We start from the raw sequence: 21,769 nt of genomic DNA, 5'->3' as shown, positions 1-21,769 counted from the left end.
GCAACTCTCCTACTGAAACAAATTACGTTCTAGCGCGTGTAATGAGGCGAATTGGTGTTCCTTCAAAATCAAAGGATTCACGGATTCGATTTTCAAGGAATCGTTCATATGAGAAATGCATGATTTCTGGTTCGTTAACAAACACGACAAATGTCGGTGGCTTGATCGCAACTTGTGTAGCGTAATAAATACGCAGACGACGGCCTTTATCTGTCGGTGCGGGATTACGTGCAACTGAATCTTCAATTACTTCGTTCAAGACACTAGAAGTAACACGCATTGCATGGTTTTCACTAACACGGTTGATAATTGGTAAAATTGAATGAACACGCTGATTAGTTTTTGCGGATACGAAAATGATTGGTGCATAATCGAGGAATAAGAAATGTTCACGAATCATTTTTGTTGTTTTGTTCATCGTTTTCTCATCTTTTTCAACAGCATCCCATTTATTTACGACGATGATAACTGCTTTACCCGCTTCGTGTGCATAGCCGGCAATTTTTTTATCTTGTTCCTGGATACCTTCTTCAGCGTTTAATACAACTAAAACAACGTCAGAACGTTCAATTGCACGAAGAGCACGAAGTACACTGTATTTCTCAGTCGTTTCGTAAACTTTTCCTTTTTTACGCATACCAGCTGTATCGATGATGACATAAGGTTGGTCATCATATTCATATTGAGTATCGATTGCGTCACGTGTAGTTCCCGCAATTTCACTTACGATTACTCGTTCATCCCCAAGGAAACTGTTCACCAAAGAGGACTTCCCTACATTCGGACGACCGATAAGTGAGAATTTGATGACATTCTCGGGATATTCTTCTTCATCCTGTTCAGGGAAGTTTTTTGCCACTTCATCGAGCAAATCCCCTAATCCAAGACCATGAGAACCCGAGATTGGGAATGGTTCACCGAATCCAAGTGAATAGAAATCATAAATCATGGAACGCATGTCTGGATTATCTATTTTATTGATTGCCAGTACGACTGGTTTTTTTGTTTTATACAATATTTTCGCCACTTGTTCATCAGCAGCAGTAACACCTTCACGACCATTCGTAAGGAAGATGATAACATCTGCTTCCTGAATCGCGATTTCTGCTTGTTGACGGATCTGTTCCAAAAATGGCTCGTCCCCAATTTCGATACCACCTGTATCAATTATATTAAATTCATGAGTCAGCCAATCTGCCGAGCTGTATAAGCGGTCGCGTGTGATTCCTGGGATATCCTCTACGATTGATATACGTTCCCCTACAATCCTGTTAAAGATTGTAGACTTTCCGACATTCGGCCGGCCTACGATAGCTACTACCGGTTTAGACATATATTATTCATCCTTCCAACTTCTTCTCTAAAGTATTATACATTAGAAGCACTCAGCTTGCACCCCAATGGTGAAAGCTCCTGTTTTTCTATTACTTATATACGTACAATTTCCAACAATTTTGTATCGTAACGCTCCTTATGAGAGACTCTTGCATTATTTATCTTTAACAAAATTAAAGAGATACAGACATTCATAAATGTCTGTATCTCTTTATTAACTACGGTTGGCATATGTATGCAGGTCGATGCCTCGAAGCGACAGATAATGAAATAACTCCCCTGAAATAATCAACGGTGAGCGTTGTAACTCTTCAATAGAGTTGGCACCAAGAGATACCATCAACATTGTTAAATCTTCATTTATTCGCATGATTTCCTGAATTGTCGCCTCTTCACCATCTTCAACCAGCTTCTTTAATAACACTCCGGCAAGACCGACTGCCGATGCACCAAGAGCCAAGCACTTCACAATGTCCAGTGCGTGTTGAATACCACCTGAAGCGATGACAGGTGTTGTGGACATTACAGATGTGGTTTCAATCAGAGCAGCTGCTGTAGGAATACCCCATTCATTAAAATAGGATAATTTCCTTTGTCGACGCTCATTTTCAATTGCCGCAAAATTTGTTCCGCCAAATCCGCCTACATCAATGGCAGCTACATTAATTTCCTGAAGTTTAATGGCAGTTTCCCTTGAAATACCGAAACCAGTTTCTTTTACGATTACCGGAACGTTCAATTCGTTTACAAGGGTTTCAATTCTGGATAATGCTCCTGAAAACTCACGATCCCCTTCAGGCATCGTCAATTCCTGGATGACGTTCAAATGAATTTGAATGGCATCTGCTTCAAGCATATCGACTGCTCGTTTCGCTTGATCGACGGTGGCTTCACTACCTAAGTTCGCAAATATTACACCCTTCGGATTCTCTTTTCTCACGGTCGAGTAAGTAGAGATTTCTTCAGGATTCTTTAGCGCAGCCATTTGAGATCCAACAGCCATGGGAATATTCATTTCTCGGGAGATACGGGCCAATTGGCTATTAAGCTCAGCCGTTTTAGCTCCTCCACCACCGGTCATTGCATTAATGAAAAAAGGCGAACCAAAAACGAGTTCGCCTAGATGAGTCTGCAATGACACACTTTCCCAATTACTATTGGGAAGCGCTTGATGAACAAAACGAATATCGTCTAACCATGTCTGTCTTGATTGTCCTGTAGACAACGCATGTTTTATATGGTCCAATTTTCGTTCGGCTCTAGTCATAAGAATACTCCGTTATTTAAAGTTTTTTAATTTATCACCAATTACGTCACTAATAGAGAAGCCTTTTGCTTCTTCAGGCATTTCATAGTCAGTACCTGAATACCCATCTTCCTTCTCCACCAAATCTTTGATGCTTAGCGACAATCGTTTGTCCTGTTTGTTCACGTCCAAAACTTTCACTTGTACTTCTTGTCCCTCTTTTAACACTTCGTGTGGAGTGCCAATATGAGAATGCGAAATTTGCGAAATATGAACCAAACCTTCAATTCCTTGGAACACTTCTACAAAAGCACCATAAGAGACGAGACGTTTAACAGTTCCTGTATGAACAGAGCCTCTTGGCGCTTTATCTTCAATTCCTTCCCATGGTCCAGGAAGAGTATCTTTAATTGACAAAGAAATTCGTTCGCTATCACGATCAACAGAAAGTACTTTCACTTTTACTTCCTGACCTTCTTGAATAACGTCTGAAACTTGCTCTACGTGATCGTGGGATAATTGTGAAATGTGAACAAGTCCATCAACTCCGCCAAGGTCAACAAATGCACCAAAAGCAGCAATTCGTTGAACAGTACCAGTCAGCTCATCACCTGGATGAATATGGTCAAGTACATCCTTCTTGTTTGATTGTTTTTGTTCTTCCACAACTGCACGATGGGATAATATTAAACGGTTTTTTTCTTTTTCCATTTCAACAATCTTGAATGTCAGCACTTTGCCTTTGTAATCGTCAAACGATTCAACAAAATGATCTTCCACAAGTGAAGCAGGAACAAATCCGCGTAACCCAAGATCGACAACTAGTCCACCTTTGACTACGTCTTTTACTTCTGCTTCAATAATCTCGCCGCTGAGAAACTTTTGTTCCAAAGAATCCCAAGCTTCAGCAGCATCAACTTTACGTTTAGATAACACAAAATTATCATCTTCCACTTTGGTAATAACTAGTTGCAATACATCTCCGATAGAAACGACGTCAGAAGCTTTTTCAATGTGCAAGCTTGACAGTTCACTAATCGGGATAATTCCATCAAACGGGGCACCCTCAATTGTGACAGTTACTGCCTTTTCTTCAACTTGGGCAACCGTACCTTTTACAAAACTTCCTTCACGGAAATCCTGGTTTTCCTGCAAGTTCATTTCCTCAGACATATAGCATCCTCCTTCACAACGTTCCATCTTTATTTTATGCGAATTCTTTAATAAAAACAAAAATTTGCACTTTTTCTTAACAAAAATTACAAATATTACGCTTTATTATTATCTAGCAACTGTTGTATGCGTTCCATAATGACCGATGTAACTTCATCTGCAGATGCTTTCCGATCACGGTATGGCTGCATGATAATCGGTTCTCCATAAACTACTTTTAACCGTTTAAATGGCTTGTATGGACCTACAATGGCACAAGGAACTACATCCGCTTCACCTTTCAATGCAAAAAAACCGGCTCCGGAAAAGCCTTTTCCGAGTTCACCATTCTTACTTCTGGTTCCTTCAGGAAAAATGCCCATCACATCGCCACCTTTTAAAATGGCTAATGCACGTCTTAATGCTTCACGATCACTCAACCCTCTTTTAACGGGAAAAGCGTTCAATTTAGGCAACAACGGTTTCAGTACTGGCGCATTAAACAACTCTTCCTTCGCCATGAAATGTACTGGTCTAGGAGCTGTAATACCGACAACTGGTGGATCTAGAGCATCTATGTGATTGGCACATATTAAGATCCCACCTGTTTTCGGGAAATGTTCCAAACCCTTTATGTCAAAACGATAAACTGGATTTAGAGCAGTCCACACAAGGGATTTTGCGAATTGGTATAAATTCATTTAGCTCATCCTCTCTTTCGCCAACTGAATGATATGCTGAGCCGCTTCCATTATTGAAAGTTCAGTTGTATCCAAATAGATGGCATCTTTAGCCTGGACAAGTGGGGACGCTTGTCTTTCACTATCCATTTTATCGCGTTCTGCAATTTCTTTTTTCAATTGTTCTACATGTGAATCAATGCCACGACGTTCATTATCCAACTGTCGTCGTTTTGCACGTTCATCGACAGATGCAGACATGAAGATTTTCAATTCCGCATCAACAAGCACATGTGTCCCAATGTCGCGTCCATCCATCACGACGCCTCCACTTTCAGCCATTTTAAGCTGACGTTTCACCATTTCTTCTCGTAAAGTAGCATGTGCAGCAACAGCAGAAACAGAGGAAGTCACAATATTGGATCGAATTGCGTCCGATACGTCTTCACCATCAAGAAAGACAAGTTGTCCATTAACAGAAGGTCTTAAATCAATTTTTGTTTCAAGAAGCAATTGTGTTAAAGCTTCTTCATTTTCTAAATCTATGTCACGTTCAATTGCTTTATACGTAATAGCACGATACATAGCTCCTGTATCGATGTATGTATAGCCAAGTTCTTCAGCTGCCAGTTTTGCAATTGTACTTTTGCCAGCAGCAGCCGGTCCGTCAATTGCAATTTGAATATTGTTTTTCATGAAATCCACTCCTAAACTTTCTCACACATATTGTACCACAGGGATTAAAAAAAAAGCCCACCAGAGTGAGCTTTCATGCTTGTTTCTTAAAAATATTCATCATGTAAATTCTAAATAATCTATTACAAAGAAAATCAGATTAATGATTAATTTAACAACTCGGATTTCAACACTTCGTGTGTCTCCGTATCAACCAATATGCGGAATGTGTGACTTCTTGTATCCGTATCCTTTAAAACAATTAATTCATAACAAAGTCTTTGTTGTAGTAATTCATTTTCTGTATAGGCCAATCTTTCTTTTTGAATCGTCACCTGTTCTGTGAAATAATCATCCCAATTTACGGGAGTTTGTTTTTGATCAGGCAATGTTTCCTTTTGAATATATTCCATCGTATTTACACCTAAAATCTCACCATCATCTTTTGCCAATTTCAATTGGATAGCATCCGCATAAATACGCGCTTTATTTGTGGGATTCAGCCTTGCGAATACAACATGCCAGACGAGATGATTTTCACGAGTTTCCACCATTTCAACATCATCAAATCCAAACGCTTTGACCGCTCTTTCAGCTTTTTCCTTGATTTGTTCTTGCGGGATGCGATCTTTACCGATTGGCCTTTCAATTAGCACAGATAGTAAGTGTCCACCTTTTTGGGTGTAATCAACATAACCTGTTCGAATCCCCTCATTAAATTGAATGTGATAGAAAGGATATGCCGCTCCTTCTTTACTTGAGGAGGCAACTAATTTTGCATTTTTTAACTTCGGAAACATTTCTTTCAATGTATTTTCGACTTGATTCTTCGTTACCGGTTTATCTTCAATAGACTTTAATTCTTTTTTCTTTAAGTCATCAGATTCGCTGGCTGTTAGTGGAAAGTCACTTTCTGAGTATCCTTTTACAGTAGAGGATAATGCTGTCCATTTTTTTGAAGGTTCATCTTTTTTAATATCTTTTTGCCATTTTTTGAAAGATTGCTGATTTGCCAGCAATTCAGTTGAAGCATTTTGCCATTCATAAGAGAATTCATCCAAATTTTTTGCGACATTGTTCGTCACTTTTAACCATTGCTCTTCAGGTACTTTATCCTGGCTTTTTAGTCTTGCATAATCACCGAGCCTTCCAAGATAATTCATCCATTCCTTTGAAAATTCCCGATCGAGTGGTAGAGAAGCAATATCACTTTTAATTTCGGAAGATAGTCTCCAGATATCTTCAAGAGGTTCTGCTTGAGCGGCTTTGTCATTGAAGACAGTCGCACTTTGAACAGATTTTTGTAATTCACTCATTTTCTCTGATGCGTCCGTCATACGACTTGTATACTGTGCACGAAGGTTATTTTGCATGTCCATTTCGTTTTGTTTGGAGTTATATAGAAAAACGCCCATTACAAGCACAGCAAGAGCTAAAATACTTGTTAAAATCTTCATGTCATTCCTCCTCAATCACAGAATATATGTTTTCCAATTTTTTTGATTTGCGGACGCGTCCAGATCCAGTCACTTGTCGCCGTATCCGGATTGAAATAATAAAGTGCATTTTCAGTAGGATCCCAACCGTTTAATGCATCGAGAACCGCTTCTTTTGCACGTGCATTCGGAGTTAACCATATTTGTCCATCCGCAACTGCGGTAAACGCCAAAGGCTGGAAGATTACTCCGCTCACTGTATTCGGAAATTTGGAATCTTCTACACGATTTAAAATGACTGCAGCAACAGCTACTTGTCCTTCATATGGTTCACCGCGAGCCTCACCATAAACCGCATTTGCCATCAGTTGGAGATCTTGCTCAGAATATTTCGCAGGTAACTGAACCTGTTCAGGTTGTTTCGCTCCTTGTGCCGTTCCTTTTTTGACTTGTTGTTCTAAAGGAATTTTTCCGTAATGTGTGAATTGATTCCCTTTATTAATTTGATCCTTTACAAATTTTTCGTGGTAGGTAGTCTCTTTAGCTAGTCTCTCTTTGGTTTTTGCTCCTGCTACACCATCAATCGGCAAGCCAAATTGTTCCTGGAAATTACGTAGTGCCCAGTAAGTTCCATATCCGAATTTACCGTCTATCTTATTTTTGTAGAAACCGATATATTGCAATCGCGCTTGCAATTCTAATACATCATCCCCGTAAGCACCCAACTCTATCACTTGATCCGAAAAGGCTTCTGATTTTTGGGGTGCGCTGACCGATAATGTCAGCAAACATAAAGTGACAATCCAAATTAACCATTTGTTTTTTCGCATACACATTCTCCTTTTTCTTAGAATGAGGAATCATGCGTTTTTTATACAAAAAAAAACCAATTTATTAAAATTGGTTTCACAAAATTTCACTTATATCATTTCGTTTATTAAAATGTTGGATTGTCATTAAATGCGCTTTTTTAACTTTTGCTAAACATAACCACCATAAAAACAACATAAACGGAATCATGAAGTATAGTGAAATCCATTTAACCGATAATATTCCGTTATACATCATATGTAAGCTCAATGGTGCTAGTAACGCGATAAATAACAGCGGCTTTGAAGATTCGCTTAAAGCAAATTTAGCACGTCCGAGGTAATATCCCATGACCACGCCAAAAATAGCATGACTCGATACTGGCAATAGCGCTCTTAAAAAAGCGGTATCCATTCCAAAAGTAAATATATACAGTATATTTTCTACCGTTGCAAAGCCTAGTGATACACTAGCACCATATAAAATCCCATCATATGGGTCATCAAATTCAACATGTTGATAAATCGCCATCACCAGAATGAGCCACTTGAAAAACTCTTCTAATAAGCTGGTAAATAGAACATTTCGTAAAAACATCGACTGAAATATCTGTTCAACCTCAAACACATGTTGTATGAATAGAATGGGAAACGTTAAAATAGCACCATAGATAAATGTGTGAAACAATGTTCGAGAAGGCTCTGCTGAAATTTGATTACGCAAATAAAAATAACTGAACAACGCAAGTCCCGGAGCGATTGCGACAGATAATAATAGTATCAAGTTGCGCCCGCCTCCCTTTTATTGGTTTAATTATATCATTTTTATGTCATCTGTTGGATGAATGGAGGTAATAAGGAATGAAAAAAATAGTGGTAATTCATACAGGTGGAACGATTTCCATGCACGTTCACGATAAATCAGGCGCGGTAGTCCCTGGCGATTCAAACCCATTAACGGCGGAAATCGGTAAATTAATGGAATACGCCGATATTCGTGAAATTGAAGCTTTCAATTATCCGTCTCCTCATATGACACCGAAGGAAATGCTGAAACTGAAACAAATTATTGACCAGCACTCTTCGGAAGGTCATGTGGAGGGGTTCGTCATTACACATGGTACAGATACATTGGAAGAAACCGCATACTTTTTAGATCTGACAGTTAAAAGCAAAGTGCCGATCATTCTGACAGGTGCCATGCGTTCTTCCAATGAAATCGGTGCAGACGGTGTCTATAATCTGTTGTCAGCAGTTAGGGTTGCAATATCCGATAACGCTATAGGCAAAGGCGTACTGGTTGTGATGAATGATGAAATTCATACTGCACAGAATGTAACGAAAACATCAACAAGTAATGTCTCTACTTTCCAAAGTCCTCAGTATGGACCGATCGGACTCATCTCTAAAACGGCTATTCATTTCCACCATTCACCGAATACCCGTGAATCATTTGAAGTGACCGACGTTTCTCCTAAAGTAGCATTACTTAAAATCTATGCTGGTATGGATGCAGACTTGCTAATGCATGTTGCACAAGCGGGCTATCACGGTGTTGTATTAGAAGGGTTAGGTCAAGGCAACGTACCCCCAGCCATCGTACCTGCCATTCAACAACTCTTAAATCAGGACATTCCAGTTGTTTTGGTTTCAAGATGCTACAACGGAATTGCCCAACCGGTTTATGGATATGAGGGTGGAGGAAAAATGTTAGAAGATATGGGCGTGTTGTTTGCTCATGGCCTAAGTGGTCAGAAAGCACGCATCAAATTATTGATTGCCCTTTCCGATCCTAGATGGTCACTATGCCTTAATGAAATTTTCGAGTATTAATATATTCATTTGATTAGAAAAAGCTGCCTTTAATCGGCAGCTTTTTCTGATTTTATCGCATCGGCAATTAATTCACCGTGGAACCGTCCATTTTCAATAAATATTTCATTAGCATTGTTACCGGCTGCCAAGACGCCTGCGATATATAAATTTTTAATATTAGATTCCATAGTTAATTCATTCAACTTTGGTCGGCCTGATGCTTCGTCTATGTGAACACCCATTTGACGAAGGAATTCATGGTCCGGGTGATAACCAATCATTGCGAAAACAAAATCATTTTTAAGGGTGATGACTTGATCCTTCATTCGAATTCGGACTTCTTCCTGACCGATTTCTTCGACATGGGATTCAAAAAGCATTGTAATTTCTCCGTTGCGTACCAAACCATCAAATTCAGGCAGTATCCAAGGTTTTACGCTGCTTGAATAAGTACTTCCCCTGTAGACGACAGTTACTCTAGCACCTGCTTTATTTAACTCTAAAGCAGCATCTATACTTGAATTTTTACCGCCTATAACAACGACATCCGTATCAAAGTAAGGATGCCCTTCCTTAAAATAATGACTAACTTTTGGTAACTCTTCTCCAGGTATACCAAGCATATTTGGATGGTCATAATACCCAGTGGCGATTACAACATAAGCCGTTTCATAAATGGATTTTGTTGTATGTACTTTAAAAATGTCCTTTATTTTCTCGACCCGTTCTACGGTTTCAAATCGGTGGACATTTAACTTTTTCATTTTTACGACTTCTCGGTAATAAACAAGTGCCTGATTTCGCTTAGGTTTGCGTCCCTCAATAATGAACGGCACATCACCGATCGACAGTTTTTCACTTGTACTAAAAAAAGTTTGATGTGTCGGATACTTGTAGATTGCTTCCACAACGTTCCCTTTTTCGATTATGACGGGTGAAAGCCCGATATTTTGTAAAGATATTGCAGCGGCCAAACCACAAGGACCCCCGCCCACAATAATTGCATCCACTTTCTCCATCATTTTACACTTCCTCTATATTAAAAATCTCCTATCTAATGATAGGAGAACAAACCGAACTATACAACTAATTCGCATACGTTTTTTCTTCAATCCAATGGTCCCACTCGTTCATACTTTGTCCGAGAATGTTTGGATGGAATTTCTGCTTATCCTCATCATTCATCGAATCAATCGCAGAACCACCAAGTCCCACCACTAAATTACTGAATTCTTTTTCGAGCGATAAGGTTAATTCAAGAGTGCTGGAGAGATTATTCGTCATTGTACAGGACATGAATAAAAAGCGGGGTTTGACCGTTTCAAGCACTACTTCAATATCATGTTCTTTAATACTACTTCCTAAATAAATTACTTCGTAGCCTTTACGTCTCATATATAAAGTAAAGATTAATAAGCCCAATTCATGCCATTCTCCTGGAGCACAAACAGCTACTACTTTTGGAAGAATGCCATTATGAGGATATGCATGCATCACCGCACCTATTCGAGATCTTAAAATAGACGTAGAAAAATGCTCATGCGCAGTAGTAATTTTTCCATCTTCCCACATGTTGCCTATTTGCAAAAGAAGTGGAGCCAAAATATCGATTAACACTTTATCCATCGTGTAAATCGTGAAAGCTTCATTCATCAAGTCCTGAACCGTTCGCTCATCAAACTGAAGAAACGCGTGCAGAATATCCTGTTGAAGTTGTGATACTCTGTCTTCAGCCTGGTCATTAAATGGTCTGGCTGATACTTTTTGTTCTTGCTCCAAAAGTGAAATTGCCTGGCTGATTGTAAATCCGTCATTTACTTTTTGAGTCAGCCATTTTAATTTGCGGACATGGTTATCCGAATATAACCTATGACCAGCCTCATTTCGCACGGGAGCAATCATTTGATAGCGCCTTTCCCATGCTCTAAGCGTTCCTGGCAAAATACCGACCATCGTTGAAACTGCCTTCATGTTATATTTCCCTTGATTATCCAGGTCGTTTTGCATGTTTTCCCCTCCACTAGCCTTTATGTTTTGCTCTCAGTATAGGAAAGTTAAGAGTTATTGTAAACGTCGTATATGTTCTGCGAGAACATTTAAACCTCTTTATGTCTAATCGTCAAGATGTGACACTCTGCTGGTGCACCAAATCTGAAAGGTACAAAAGTTGTTCCGAAACCATTACTGATCAAGGTAAAATCATCTCGATTTTGTATCAAAGCTCCTTTTTCATAATAGCCCCATTTGCCGAATCTGATTTGGCCACCATGTGTATGACCAGCTAATAATATATCAGGACTATATTGGTTTTTTACTTTATTAAAGACAAATGGTGTGTGCGAAAGAAAGATGATCGGATCATTATCCGGTACATTTTCAAAACTTTTCTTAATGTCCGCTCTTCCTGAAGAGACATCCTCAATGCCGACAATCCAAAGATGATGTGCATTCGTTTTTATACGAATTGCTTCATTTTCTAAAATCGTTCCATCAACATTTTGAATATATTTTCGAATATGGTGCTCACCCACTTCACGGTCATTATTTCCCCATACATAATAAATAGGACCGATTTTAGCAAGTTGATTGATATTATGTTCAATTTGTTCCAAAGGCACACCACTTTCAGCCAGGTCACCACCAATTATGACCGCTTGTATACCAGTACCGACTTCCTCGATTAAATCCTTTGTGATTTTCCTGCGATGAATATCGGAAATAAAAAACAGACGAAAAGGGTTTCGATCTTTATAACTTTCCAATTCAATAATTTGCTGTCGAATATTCGTCTCAAAAGCTTTTCTAAACATGATGACTGGTATACATAAAGCAATACCTAAAATCGTTGCCAAATAACGCATATATTCACCTCTGATTCAAAACAAAAAGAGGAGGGTTTCCCCTTCCCCTTTCATGTTTGAAAGTTTTTAAGTCGATTAATCTTCTTCCATATGCAATACGCGGAATCCAGATCGGTCGAGTTCTTTTAAAAATTTTTGTATGTTATCACGTTTCTCGATCTTTAATACAATACGTCGCAATAACTTGTCTGATTCATCAAATGTCACTAATGAAATTACGGATTCATGGAACTTTTGAATAATGTCTCCAACTCGGGCAATACGTCCCTCAGTTTCAACAGATGTAAATGTTATACGAACGCCAGGTCGATCCATACCAAAAGCACTTCTGAATTGGTCCATGATATCGAAGCGAGTAACAAGTCCTAAAAAGCGATTTTCTTCTACTACCGCTATAATTGGAAAATCATTGAGTTGCAGTAAAGAGTCTTCAAAAACGTCATCGATGGACAAATAGATTTCTTCCCGTGTCACAACATCCATTAATGACGTGCTAGCGAGAAAGTCCTCTTTATTAAGACCACTGAAATAAAATGCACGGTACACAATATATCGATTCAAAATGCCTTTATAAAGACCATTTTCTAATACTGGCAGTGCATCGATTTGATTTTTCTCCAATATGTCCAGTGCCGTTTGCACCGACTCAGATGTTTGAATTGAAATACACTTTTCTTTTGGAATCATTACACTTTTAGCAAACATGCTGTCACCTCAATCTTTCTTGAATACTAACCTATTCTACAAAACTCACTTGTATCCTCTTTATCATACAAAATTTATGGAAGAATCAATGTTTGACCAGTTGAAATCGAGTTTGATGAAAGTCCATTTGCAGATTTGATTTTTTCGACAGCATCTGGCGAATTATAATAATTCATCGCTATACGGTAAAGTGTTTCGCCAGGTTGAACGACATGCGTGTTTGAAGATGTTGGTTGCTCAGCTTCTGGTTGTTCTTCTACCTCTGATGATTCAGTGTCTTGTTCAGTTTGTTCTTCAACAACTTCTGTCTCTGTTCCTTCTTCTTTGGAAGACTCTTCGGGAGATTGTTCTTCAGTTGTAACTTCTGAATCCTCTGTATTCGTGTTTTCTTCAGCAGATACCTCAGACTCTGTATCAACAGAATCTTCTTCACTCGCAATGTCTTCTTCATTTTGTTCATATTGAACTTGAGTCTCGTCGAGAACGGTTGTTTCGTTTGCGTTCGGCTCGTAAAATGCAAATACATAGATTAGAAAAGAAACGGGAATTAAAATAAAGAATAAGAACAAGATGGGTAACAATAGGTTACGTTTTTCTTTTTTCTTCTTAGGAGCCACATTAGTTGAACGTCTGGAAGTGCGTGTAATCAGTTTTTCATCACCATTTAATTGTATGGGTTTACGATGTTCTTCAATTTTATTTTGATAATCATCTTTATTCATAGCTGTAAACTCCTATTCTACTTTTCATCTGTATTTATTATGACGAAATTTGGAGAAAAAGTAAAACAAACCTCTAATCGTTTCGTTGGAACAATGCTGAAATTCGTTTTTCCCATGTTTGTATGATTCGTTGATTTTCGTGCTTTTTTGATTGATTAACAACTTCTTCTTTAATTAACCCGCACTTTGAACAACAATTATCTGGTCTTTCGTTCAGTTTCTGCCCAAAAACTTCAATGATTTGCTGTCGAATACAAGAAGTATTTGTGAGAATTTCTTTCACTAAATAGATTTGCTCGATCTTTTGCCTTTTTAATTGGTGCAATATATTAATCGTCTCTTCGGCTGATTTGCGCGGTAACCAATAGGTCAAGATTCGGACATGTGTTTCTGATAACAAGCCCATCTCCACTAACTGACCCGGATGTTGTCCATTTTGCAGAAACTCTTTATACACCTTGACATGTGATTCGTCTGGAAAATCGTTCGTAGCCACGAATATTGAATGATCTTCATCATCGCGAGTAAAAAACAGTGTGGCCAGTGAATCAAGACCATCTCTTCCCGCTCGACCGACTTCCTGGGCATAATTGGCAACTGAAGATGGAAAATGGTCATGAATAATCTGACGGACATCATCTTTATGTACACCCATTCCAAAGGCATTGGTCGCACATACCCATTCAACTTCCCCATTTAAAAACTGCTGTTGTATAAACATCCGATCAACATGCTCCATCCCTGCATGGTAGGAGGCAATACGTATGCCCATAGTACTTAATTTAAGGGCGTATTCGTCTGCTTTTTTCCGTGACTGAGTATATATGATACCTGGACCCGAAAACTGATTAATTTGTGCTGCAATCAGCTCGAATTTATCCTCCTGAGAATCGACTTCAAGCGCTTCATATCTAATGTTAGGTCTGTCTAGTGATTGAATATGGATCGAAGGCGTCTTCAAATTTAATTGAGTGGTAATATCATTTATTACTTTTGGTGTAGCAGTTGCCGTTAAAGCTAAAACTGGTGGGCGTCCTTTGAAGGATAACCAATCGCTTAGTCGCAGATAATCCGGTCTGAAGTCAAATCCCCATTGTGATATACAATGTGCTTCATCTGCAACAACAAGGGAAATGGGCATTGTCTGGAGTTTTGCTTTCACTTGTTCTTGCATCACCATTTCAGGTGATAAAAAAATGAACTTGTATGTATCCAATTTCTGCAAAAGTGCATTTTTTTCAGGAGGCGTCAAAAATGAATTCATAGCGACCACTCTCTTTTCCCCCATTTTTTTCAACTGATCTACTTGATCTTGCATCAGGGAAAGCAATGGAGAAATAATGATGACACTATACGGTAAAAGATATCCCGGCATCTGATAACAAAGTGACTTCCCCATTCCTGTCGGTAAAATAGCAAGGACATCTTCTTTATTTAAAACGCTTTGGATTATCTCTTTTTGACCCGGCCTGAACGCGCTGTAACCAAATTTATCAAATAATACTTTCTCCAGATGTGAAGTCAATTCGAATCCCCTCCGATAGCCAAAAGCAATCTTAATTGAAAGTACGTATGATTAGGAAATAATTCTTTTAACGTCCGTAATTTTTTGGTTTTAAATTTTTTAATATCGTGCAACAATGACGCAACATCCTCATTTGGAAAAAACAACTCTACAGAAAATAATGTGCCATTCATCGCCATCTCTACGAAATGATCTTCGATTGTGCTTTCTTTTAGTTGACGAATCGAACTGATTTGTTCAAACGTATAGCCTTTTTCGAAAAGGTCTGATGTTTTCTTTGCCGAATCAGTTAATGGTGTTGATGACTTGATGCCCTCTGTCATACTCGATAAAATACTCAAGGTAGGCCTGATAGAAATTTCATCAAGTAGTATATGTAAACTTTCTTGTAGAAGAATTTGAAGATCAATTTCATCTTCCTGCAATTCATGGGATAATTGTTGCCATGTTACACCGCTCACACCATATCCAGTCAACCGGTGACTTAGTATAATTAAATGAAACTTTGAAAGCTTGTCCGATTGGCACACACTGAGCAATTCTTGATGATATTGATTAATGAACTCTTCAGACTTATAAGAGAAATTTTGTAAAAACTGACGGACCCAAAGTTGTAATTTTTCATCTTTTTGAATGGGTGTAAATGACAATTTTTTTGCGTGTACATGTGATAGTGTTTGAGTGACTAAAGACAGACGTTGAAAGAAAATGCGCTCATTGCCTCTATATAACCAGCCATTTAACTTTAATTGAGGCATATTCAACAACTTTACTTTTCCCGAGCTTGTCAGCTTTGGAATACCCTTCTCGTCAATGACTAACCATTTTGATTGAATCATTTGTTGTACGTGATTATCATAGGCTGTCTTTGTAAGTTTCGGAAAAAGAGAAAAGTAGTTTGTCAGACGATAGATTTTCACATCTTGTATTGTTTGCCCGGATCGTTTGCCTCTGATTAAATGAAAAGGGGCCGAAATTGACCGTTCTTCGTTCATTTGATCGACTATATGTAAGATGATTTGTTGGAATAGCAACAGACTTCCTCCAATTTATTAGTATTTAGGTTGAAAATTGAGGAAAACATGATTAGAATAAATACGAAAGCTTTTTCAAGCGAACGGAGAAAAAGGAGAGGTTTTAACATGGCGAAGTATACCATTGTAGATAAAGATACTTGTATCGCTTGTGGCGCATGTGGCGCAGCTGCACCTGATATTTACGATTATGATGATGAAGGCATTGCCTTTGTTATTTTAGATGATAACACGGGAACTACTCAAGTTCCAGACGAACTAGAAGAAGATATGCAAGATGCATTTGAAGGCTGCCCAACGGATTCAATCAAAGTTGCCGAAGAATCATTTGACGGAGACGCATTAAAATACGAATAGAAAAAAGCTGCGAATTTGATTCGCAGCTTTTTTTATATTCCTGGCTTTGTTAACAAAAATACTCTTTCGTTACTTTATCAATATCTAGTATTCTTTATCCAAGCCTATTATTAATTATTATTATGAGAATTGAGCTCGTTGTTTATCCAACCATGATTTCATCGTTTTGAACAATACAATGATGATGGCAGACAACAGCAACCCTTTAATTAAGTTAAATGGTAAAATTCCTAGCACAATGGTATCACGCAATGCTGACCCGGTAAGTGCTGGCATATTCAAGAAATACGTGTACATCGGTAAAAATACCGCATAATTTAACACGCTCATTCCAATTGCCATGGCTAGTATCCCGACTAATAGGCCAATTGCCAAACCTTTAGTATTTGAAACTTTACGATAAATCGCATAAACCGGAAGCATGAATAAAATGCTCGTTGCAAAATTGGCCATTTCCCCTACCGGAACACCTGTCGGACTACCACTGAAAAACCAATATAGAACGTTTTTAAAAAGTGCAACTAGAATACCAGCAACAGGCCCCATCGTAATGGCTGCAATAAGCGCTGGCACATCGCTGAAATCGACTTTTAAAAAAGGTGGTAAAGCAGGTAACGGGAAATTAAATAGCATTAAGACAAATGAAATACTACTTAACATCGCTACGGCAATCATGACACGTAATTTGTTGTTCTTCATAAAACTCTCTCCTTTTGTCGATTCACTCCACAAGAAGAAAAGTTCGTCCGTTTTGTCCCATCAAAAATCCCTTAAGCCGTTATCGCTCAAGGGAGTAGAAAGGCGCACTTAAATAGGCGTCTCGTTAAATGACAGAACGAAAAACGACCGCACCTTCACCTTCTCCCATCCAGACTATACTGTCGGCTTTGGAATCACACCAAATCCTGCCTTACGGCTCGCGGGCTCAAGAAAAAAATCTTCTATTACCGCCGATCGGGAATTTCACCCTGCCCCGAAGATGAATCATTATTAACTTACATTGTATACTATAAGAAAAAAAGAACCATTTGTAAACTACTTGAGCCTACTAATGGTTCTTTTTTATTTTTATTTTTGATTCAACAATTATTTAGAAACAGTTATAAATTTATTCCCAAATGTATTTATTCGCTCCAATCGGACTTGGGACAGGCTTAGTGAAATCGAATCCATTCCAATTTAAAGGTACGATATTTTCAAACTGAACTTCGTCGCCGAAGCTTCCATTTGTCAATAAAATCCCTTCGATTAAGTGAGAAGCTACTTGCGGGTCCATCTGTTCCAAGTTCAGTTGCTGTGTAAACCGTATATGATTAGTCCCGTCTTCGTCACGAACCTCGTAATCGACACCTTCTGGAACTACACTTTTTAGATAATCACTTTGCGCAGTTTTCATTTCTGTCATAGCAACTTGAATGTCCGAATGAGTTTTATTCAAATTGGGTACTAAGAATTGTTTCCCTTGCTTGTTTGTATACAGATAATAACTTGAAAACGTGTTGCCACTCCTCAATTGTTCAGGTTTCTTAGAGCCGACTTGATCAAAATACGCTTGACTTCCATCTTCATTTTGGAATTCGACCTGGCTATATCCATAAAACGTTTCCATAATCGATTCGTCATACGAGTTAATGGTAGCACTCGATAAATCGTAATCATGTTTGGATGGTAATTTATGAATCAATTGATTTTGTTGTTCACTAAATTGTCCCACGTAAGGGTGGTACTCAGCGAATCCCAGTGCTGGTTCCACTAATTGTGCAGCATATTGATTGTATAAATCAAGACTTGTTGGCTTTTCATCCCCAAACTCATTCACAATCTTCCGATTTGGAATAAGTACTGTTAACGGTACGACGATTGCATCATCGGATACCATCCCAATATGAAATACGGTATAATCTTTCGTGTCAGCAGGATACACAGCTGTAAGAAGTGAATCTTGATTTACAAGCATAGTCGAGGTTTTCTCAGAACTATTAATCCCTTGATTGCTTGCTGGTGATGATTCTTCCGTTTCTGTGGCTTTCATCATAAAAGTTTCTTCTTCAGCCATGTCAGCAGAACCTTCTTCAGTGACTGCCATATCTGACGTAGCCTTTTCCGCTTGTTGGGGATTATTAATAAAACTTGCAACAAGCACAGTCAATGTTACCATTGCAGCGACTGCTACAGCTGGTGGAATCCACTGTATACGTTTTTCTTTTTTGACATCAGCCAGTCTTGGATCCTGTTGCAGTCGTTTAAATACTTCGTCTTTGGAACGTGTATCATGTATTTGGGGCACTTGGCTAAGTAACTCGTCAATCTTCTGTTCACTCCATTTATTGTTGCTCATCGTGAACTTGCCTCCTATCCGAATGCCCTGACAAGCGATCCCTTAGTTTATGGATTGCGCGGTGCTGTGTGGTCTTTACTTTTCCTTCCGTCCAACCAAGGACTTGTGAAGTTTCCGTAATGGATAAATCCTGGAAATATCGCATAACGATGACCATTTTCTGATCGCCTGTGCATTCATCTAATGCTTCTAGCAATTGTTTCATTTCATCATTCATTTCGACTAATTCATCAGGTAAAGCTTCATTGGATCTTAACTCTTGTTTTTCCCAATCAAAAAAGTCAAAAGCATGACGCTTGCGTACTGACGACTTTCGAAAATGATCAATCGCAACGTTTTTTGCAATGGAAAATAACCAAGTCTTTTCGGAACTTTTCCCTTCGAATCTGCTGTATGCTTTTAAAACCCTAACATATACTTCATGCATTAAATCTTCGGCTGTTTGTCTATTTTTAACCATATACAGCAAGAACTGAAAAACGTCCTGATGATATTGGTCATAAAGCCGATGAAAAACGGAGTCATTCATGAACTCCCCCCGTTCATAAAATTAGTCGTTACAATCAATAAAAAGTTACATCTTTTTTATTGGTAATGTAAAAGTAAAATTGGTTCCAATATTTTCTTCACTTTGAACGTTAATCGCGCCATCGTGGGCTTCTACCATATTTTTTGCAATAGCGAGACCCAAACCAGTTCCACCTTTTCCTCTTGTTCTCGATTTATCTGCCTTATAAAATCGTTCAAAGACAAACGGCAAATCTTCGGCCGGAATTCCCGAACCTGTGTCTTCAACACTAATTTTCACGAATGCATTGTGTTGTTCGACACGGACCGATACTTTTCCTTCATTCGGAGTATGGCGAATCGCATTATCTATCAGATTGGTCAAAACTTGTTCAATTCGATCCTCATCCACTTCTGCAGTTAACAGTTTAGAAACAGCAGATTCGAATTTCAACGTAATATGTGATTCCTTCGCCACTTGTGCAAATTTCTGTGTAATCCTTTCGATTACTGGGGCAATGGCGACATTATCTTTATAAAGTCGCATCCGTCCTGATTCCATTCTTGCTAAATCCAGCAAGTCGGTTACCAGACGTCCCATCCGTTGAGATTCTTCATAAATAATTTTAATCATTTCGTCTCGTTCTTCTTCTGTCGACACAACATCATCCATTATTGCTTCGCTATACCCTTGCAACATCGCAATAGGCGTTCTGAGTTCATGTGAAACATTGGCGATGAAGTCAGAGCGCAATCGATCCAAACGGTGTTGTTCAGTCATATCCCGCAATACAGCAACGGCTCCTCTGATGGAATCGCCGCTATACAATGGACTGATTGATATGGCAAAGTAACTGCCTTCCATCTCCAGTTCTTCATTAATTTCTTCTTCCAGATGAAGGACATGGTCAAGCATATGGTCCATTTCGACTGGGATGGGTTGACCATTGTTCGTTCCCATACGGAAAAACCATTTTTGCAACATTTTCTCCGCTTGAGGATTACTCAATAAAATTGTATGATCACGATTAAATGTGATAACCGCATCTGTCATGGACGTTAAAATACTGGACAGTTGCTCTTTCTCTTGATTGATCACTTCCAGGTGGTGCTTCAATTGTCTTCCCATCTGGTTGAATGCATTTGCCAACTGGCCAATTTCATCATTTTGATGTGCTGGCAATTTTGTATCAAAGTTTCCTTTGGATAATTCAAAAGCAGCTTCACGCATTTTCCGCAGTGGTGATGTAATACGGGTAGAAAGGAAAAAAGCAAAAAAAGTCGTCAATATAAATGCGATAAAAGCCGAAAGAAAAACGATATTCGTCGTTTCTTTTGTAGTCTCGTGTATAACGTCCAAGCTTTGGTAAATGAATACGGCTCCATGGACTTCATTTTCAACATTTAATGGAGAAGCCAATACGATAAAAGACTCCATTTGATCTTTATTCTGAAGGGAAGGGAGCATCATTTCTTTTAAAATCGGTTGTGACGATTCAAATACTTTCCCGAGAGTTTGATCATTCATGATTTGTGACTTTATTTCTTCGCCATTTTCTCCTTCATGCAAAGCCAGTGACACTTCACGAGGCTCCTTTGCAATCAGAGCATTTGTTTCTGGCCCGAGTATATCCGAAATGATAAAGAGTGACGTATCCACATTTTCATGGTCGTCTACAATCGTGGCAATTGTACTCGCTTCCTGTCTTAAAGAAGCTTCGGCCTGCTCGCTATGATAGTTGCCTAAAAACTCCAACATCAAAACTGTAATGATAAACAATACAAACGAAACGAGAAGCAATATGGTTACCCATAGCTTCCCGACAACGCTGTTCCATATTCTATTCATTGACTACCTCGAATTTATAGCCTACTCCCCAAACCGTCACAATCATTTTGGCCGCTTTTTCAGAAACGCGGTTCAGTTTTTCGCGTAATCGTTTTACATGGGTATCAACTGTTCTCAAATCACCAAAGAAATCGTAATGCCACACTTCCTTCAGCAATTGTTCCCGATCAAAAACTTTATCGGGTGATTTCGCCAAAAAGTATAGAAGCTCGTATTCCTTTGGGGTCAAGTTCACTTCTGTTCCATCTGCAGTAACACGATGTGCGTCATGATCAATCGTTAAATGCGGAAATACAACTAAATCTTTTGAAGAAGAAGTTGATGAAATGGGTGAAATTGTCACGGAACGTCTTAATACAGCCTTCACACGAAGAACGACTTCGCGCGGACTAAATGGTTTTACTATGTAATCGTCAGCTCCTAGTTCAAACCCTTGAACCCGGTTCGCTTCTTCGCCCTTCGCCGTCAATAAAAGAATCGGTGTTGCTTTCTGTTCACGAAGTTCTGCAAGTACTTCCAAACCGTCTTTTTCCGGCATCATCACGTCAAGCACGATACAGTGATATTCTTTTTCAAGTGCCATTTCCAATGCCATGGCTCCATTTTCAGCTTCGTCCACTTCATATCCTTCACGCTCTAAATACATTTTTAATAATCGACGAATGCGGTCTTCGTCATCTACCACTAATACAGCAATATGTTCCGACATTGTGGTAACCCCTT

General features: G+C 38.8%; 22 protein-coding genes and 1 riboswitch. Of the genes, 2 read left to right on the top strand and 20 right to left on the bottom strand.

Going from position 1 to position 21,769, the window contains the following annotated elements; all coding sequences use genetic code 11:
- Positions 1 to 22 precede the first annotated feature (22 nt).
- The 8 genes from der to prsW all read right to left on the bottom strand — a co-directional run bounded on the left by der (position 23) and on the right by prsW (position 8,117).
- A complete protein-coding gene (der, locus tag M9R32_RS01025; protein WP_269924882.1) occupies positions 23 to 1,333 on the bottom strand; it encodes a ribosome biogenesis GTPase Der in 1,311 nt (436 codons plus the stop codon).
- 216 nt (positions 1,334 to 1,549) lie between these two features.
- Positions 1,550 to 2,602 (bottom strand): type 2 isopentenyl-diphosphate Delta-isomerase, encoded by a 1,053-nt coding sequence (gene fni / locus M9R32_RS01020; protein ID WP_269924881.1) that lies wholly within the window; start codon positions 2,600 to 2,602, stop codon positions 1,550 to 1,552.
- 12 nt (positions 2,603 to 2,614) lie between these two features.
- Positions 2,615 to 3,754, bottom strand: coding sequence for a 30S ribosomal protein S1 (rpsA, locus tag M9R32_RS01015; protein ID WP_269924880.1), 1,140 nt, complete (start codon positions 3,752 to 3,754; stop codon positions 2,615 to 2,617).
- Between the two features lie 95 nt (positions 3,755 to 3,849).
- Positions 3,850 to 4,434: a lysophospholipid acyltransferase family protein gene (locus tag M9R32_RS01010; RefSeq protein ID WP_269924879.1), complete on the bottom strand. Its 585-nt coding sequence runs from the start codon at positions 4,432 to 4,434 to the stop codon at positions 3,850 to 3,852.
- Positions 4,435 to 5,109 (bottom strand): (d)CMP kinase, encoded by a 675-nt coding sequence (gene cmk / locus M9R32_RS01005; protein WP_269924878.1) that lies wholly within the window; start codon positions 5,107 to 5,109, stop codon positions 4,435 to 4,437. It lies immediately after the preceding gene.
- A 146-nt stretch (positions 5,110 to 5,255) separates the two neighbouring features.
- Positions 5,256 to 6,545: a PepSY1/2 domain-containing protein gene (locus tag M9R32_RS01000; protein WP_269924877.1), complete on the bottom strand. Its 1,290-nt coding sequence runs from the start codon at positions 6,543 to 6,545 to the stop codon at positions 5,256 to 5,258.
- Positions 6,546 to 6,556: 11 nt separating this feature from the next.
- On the bottom strand, positions 6,557 to 7,354 hold the full coding sequence (gene sleB / locus M9R32_RS00995) for a spore cortex-lytic enzyme (protein WP_269924876.1): 798 nt from the start codon (positions 7,352 to 7,354) through the stop codon (positions 6,557 to 6,559).
- A gap of 76 nt (positions 7,355 to 7,430) precedes the next feature.
- The gene (prsW, locus tag M9R32_RS00990) at positions 7,431 to 8,117 is read right to left on the bottom strand and encodes a glutamic-type intramembrane protease PrsW (RefSeq protein ID WP_269924875.1); all 687 of its coding nucleotides are present in this window, start codon (positions 8,115 to 8,117) and stop codon (positions 7,431 to 7,433) included.
- A 77-nt stretch (positions 8,118 to 8,194) separates the two neighbouring features.
- Here prsW and M9R32_RS00985 point away from each other — a divergent pair, with 77 nt between their 5' ends.
- Positions 8,195 to 9,166, top strand: a complete 972-nt coding sequence (locus M9R32_RS00985) for an asparaginase (protein WP_269924874.1) — start codon at positions 8,195 to 8,197, stop codon at positions 9,164 to 9,166.
- A 29-nt stretch (positions 9,167 to 9,195) separates the two neighbouring features.
- Here the strand turns inward: M9R32_RS00985 and M9R32_RS00980 are convergent, their stop codons facing one another.
- The 7 genes from M9R32_RS00980 to M9R32_RS00950 all read right to left on the bottom strand — a co-directional run bounded on the left by M9R32_RS00980 (position 9,196) and on the right by M9R32_RS00950 (position 15,995).
- Positions 9,196 to 10,167, bottom strand: a complete 972-nt coding sequence (locus M9R32_RS00980; protein ID WP_269925106.1) for a YpdA family putative bacillithiol disulfide reductase — start codon at positions 10,165 to 10,167, stop codon at positions 9,196 to 9,198.
- A 67-nt stretch (positions 10,168 to 10,234) separates the two neighbouring features.
- On the bottom strand, positions 10,235 to 11,155 hold the full coding sequence (locus M9R32_RS00975; protein ID WP_269924873.1) for a MerR family transcriptional regulator: 921 nt from the start codon (positions 11,153 to 11,155) through the stop codon (positions 10,235 to 10,237).
- Between the two features lie 89 nt (positions 11,156 to 11,244).
- Complete coding sequence (locus M9R32_RS00970; RefSeq protein ID WP_269924872.1) at positions 11,245 to 12,009, bottom strand: metallophosphoesterase; 765 nt, start codon at positions 12,007 to 12,009, stop codon at positions 11,245 to 11,247.
- A gap of 75 nt (positions 12,010 to 12,084) precedes the next feature.
- Complete coding sequence (locus M9R32_RS00965; protein ID WP_269924871.1) at positions 12,085 to 12,714, bottom strand: CBS domain-containing protein; 630 nt, start codon at positions 12,712 to 12,714, stop codon at positions 12,085 to 12,087.
- A 74-nt stretch (positions 12,715 to 12,788) separates the two neighbouring features.
- Positions 12,789 to 13,436, bottom strand: a complete 648-nt coding sequence (locus M9R32_RS00960) for a LysM peptidoglycan-binding domain-containing protein (RefSeq protein ID WP_269924870.1) — start codon at positions 13,434 to 13,436, stop codon at positions 12,789 to 12,791.
- A gap of 73 nt (positions 13,437 to 13,509) precedes the next feature.
- On the bottom strand, positions 13,510 to 14,961 hold the full coding sequence (locus M9R32_RS00955; protein ID WP_269924869.1) for a RecQ family ATP-dependent DNA helicase: 1,452 nt from the start codon (positions 14,959 to 14,961) through the stop codon (positions 13,510 to 13,512).
- Positions 14,958 to 15,995, bottom strand: coding sequence for a YpbB family protein (locus M9R32_RS00950; protein WP_269924868.1), 1,038 nt, complete (start codon positions 15,993 to 15,995; stop codon positions 14,958 to 14,960). The genes M9R32_RS00955 and M9R32_RS00950 overlap by 4 nt, the downstream gene beginning before the upstream one ends.
- A gap of 108 nt (positions 15,996 to 16,103) precedes the next feature.
- Between M9R32_RS00950 and M9R32_RS00945 the strand changes: the two genes are divergently transcribed.
- On the top strand, positions 16,104 to 16,352 hold the full coding sequence (locus tag M9R32_RS00945) for a ferredoxin (protein ID WP_269924867.1): 249 nt from the start codon (positions 16,104 to 16,106) through the stop codon (positions 16,350 to 16,352).
- Between the two features lie 120 nt (positions 16,353 to 16,472).
- On the opposite strand, the gene M9R32_RS00940 is transcribed toward M9R32_RS00945, so the two are convergent.
- The 5 genes from M9R32_RS00940 to M9R32_RS00920 all read right to left on the bottom strand — a co-directional run bounded on the left by M9R32_RS00940 (position 16,473) and on the right by M9R32_RS00920 (position 21,755).
- Positions 16,473 to 17,051 carry an ECF transporter S component gene (locus M9R32_RS00940; protein WP_269924866.1) on the bottom strand — a complete coding sequence of 193 codons (579 nt, stop codon included), beginning with the start codon at positions 17,049 to 17,051 and terminating at the stop codon, positions 16,473 to 16,475.
- 153 nt (positions 17,052 to 17,204) lie between these two features.
- A riboswitch (FMN riboswitch) is annotated at positions 17,205 to 17,337 on the bottom strand.
- Positions 17,338 to 17,460: 123 nt separating this feature from the next.
- On the bottom strand, positions 17,461 to 18,690 hold the full coding sequence (locus M9R32_RS00935) for a hypothetical protein (protein WP_269924865.1): 1,230 nt from the start codon (positions 18,688 to 18,690) through the stop codon (positions 17,461 to 17,463).
- Positions 18,677 to 19,219: an RNA polymerase sigma factor SigX gene (sigX, locus tag M9R32_RS00930; protein ID WP_269924864.1), complete on the bottom strand. Its 543-nt coding sequence runs from the start codon at positions 19,217 to 19,219 to the stop codon at positions 18,677 to 18,679. Before sigX ends, M9R32_RS00935 begins: the two co-directional genes overlap by 14 nt.
- Before the next feature lie 45 nt (positions 19,220 to 19,264).
- On the bottom strand, positions 19,265 to 21,046 hold the full coding sequence (locus tag M9R32_RS00925; protein WP_269924863.1) for an ATP-binding protein: 1,782 nt from the start codon (positions 21,044 to 21,046) through the stop codon (positions 19,265 to 19,267).
- Entirely contained in the window at positions 21,039 to 21,755 is a 717-nt protein-coding gene (locus M9R32_RS00920; protein ID WP_269924862.1) for a response regulator transcription factor, read from the bottom strand. The genes M9R32_RS00925 and M9R32_RS00920 overlap by 8 nt, the downstream gene beginning before the upstream one ends.
- Between the last annotated feature and the right edge of the window lie 14 nt (positions 21,756 to 21,769).

The organism is Paenisporosarcina quisquiliarum, assembly GCF_027563315.1.
Lineage (GTDB): Bacteria > Bacillota > Bacilli > Bacillales_A > Planococcaceae > Paenisporosarcina > Paenisporosarcina quisquiliarum.
This window is presented reverse-complemented; position numbering and strand designations above follow the sequence as displayed.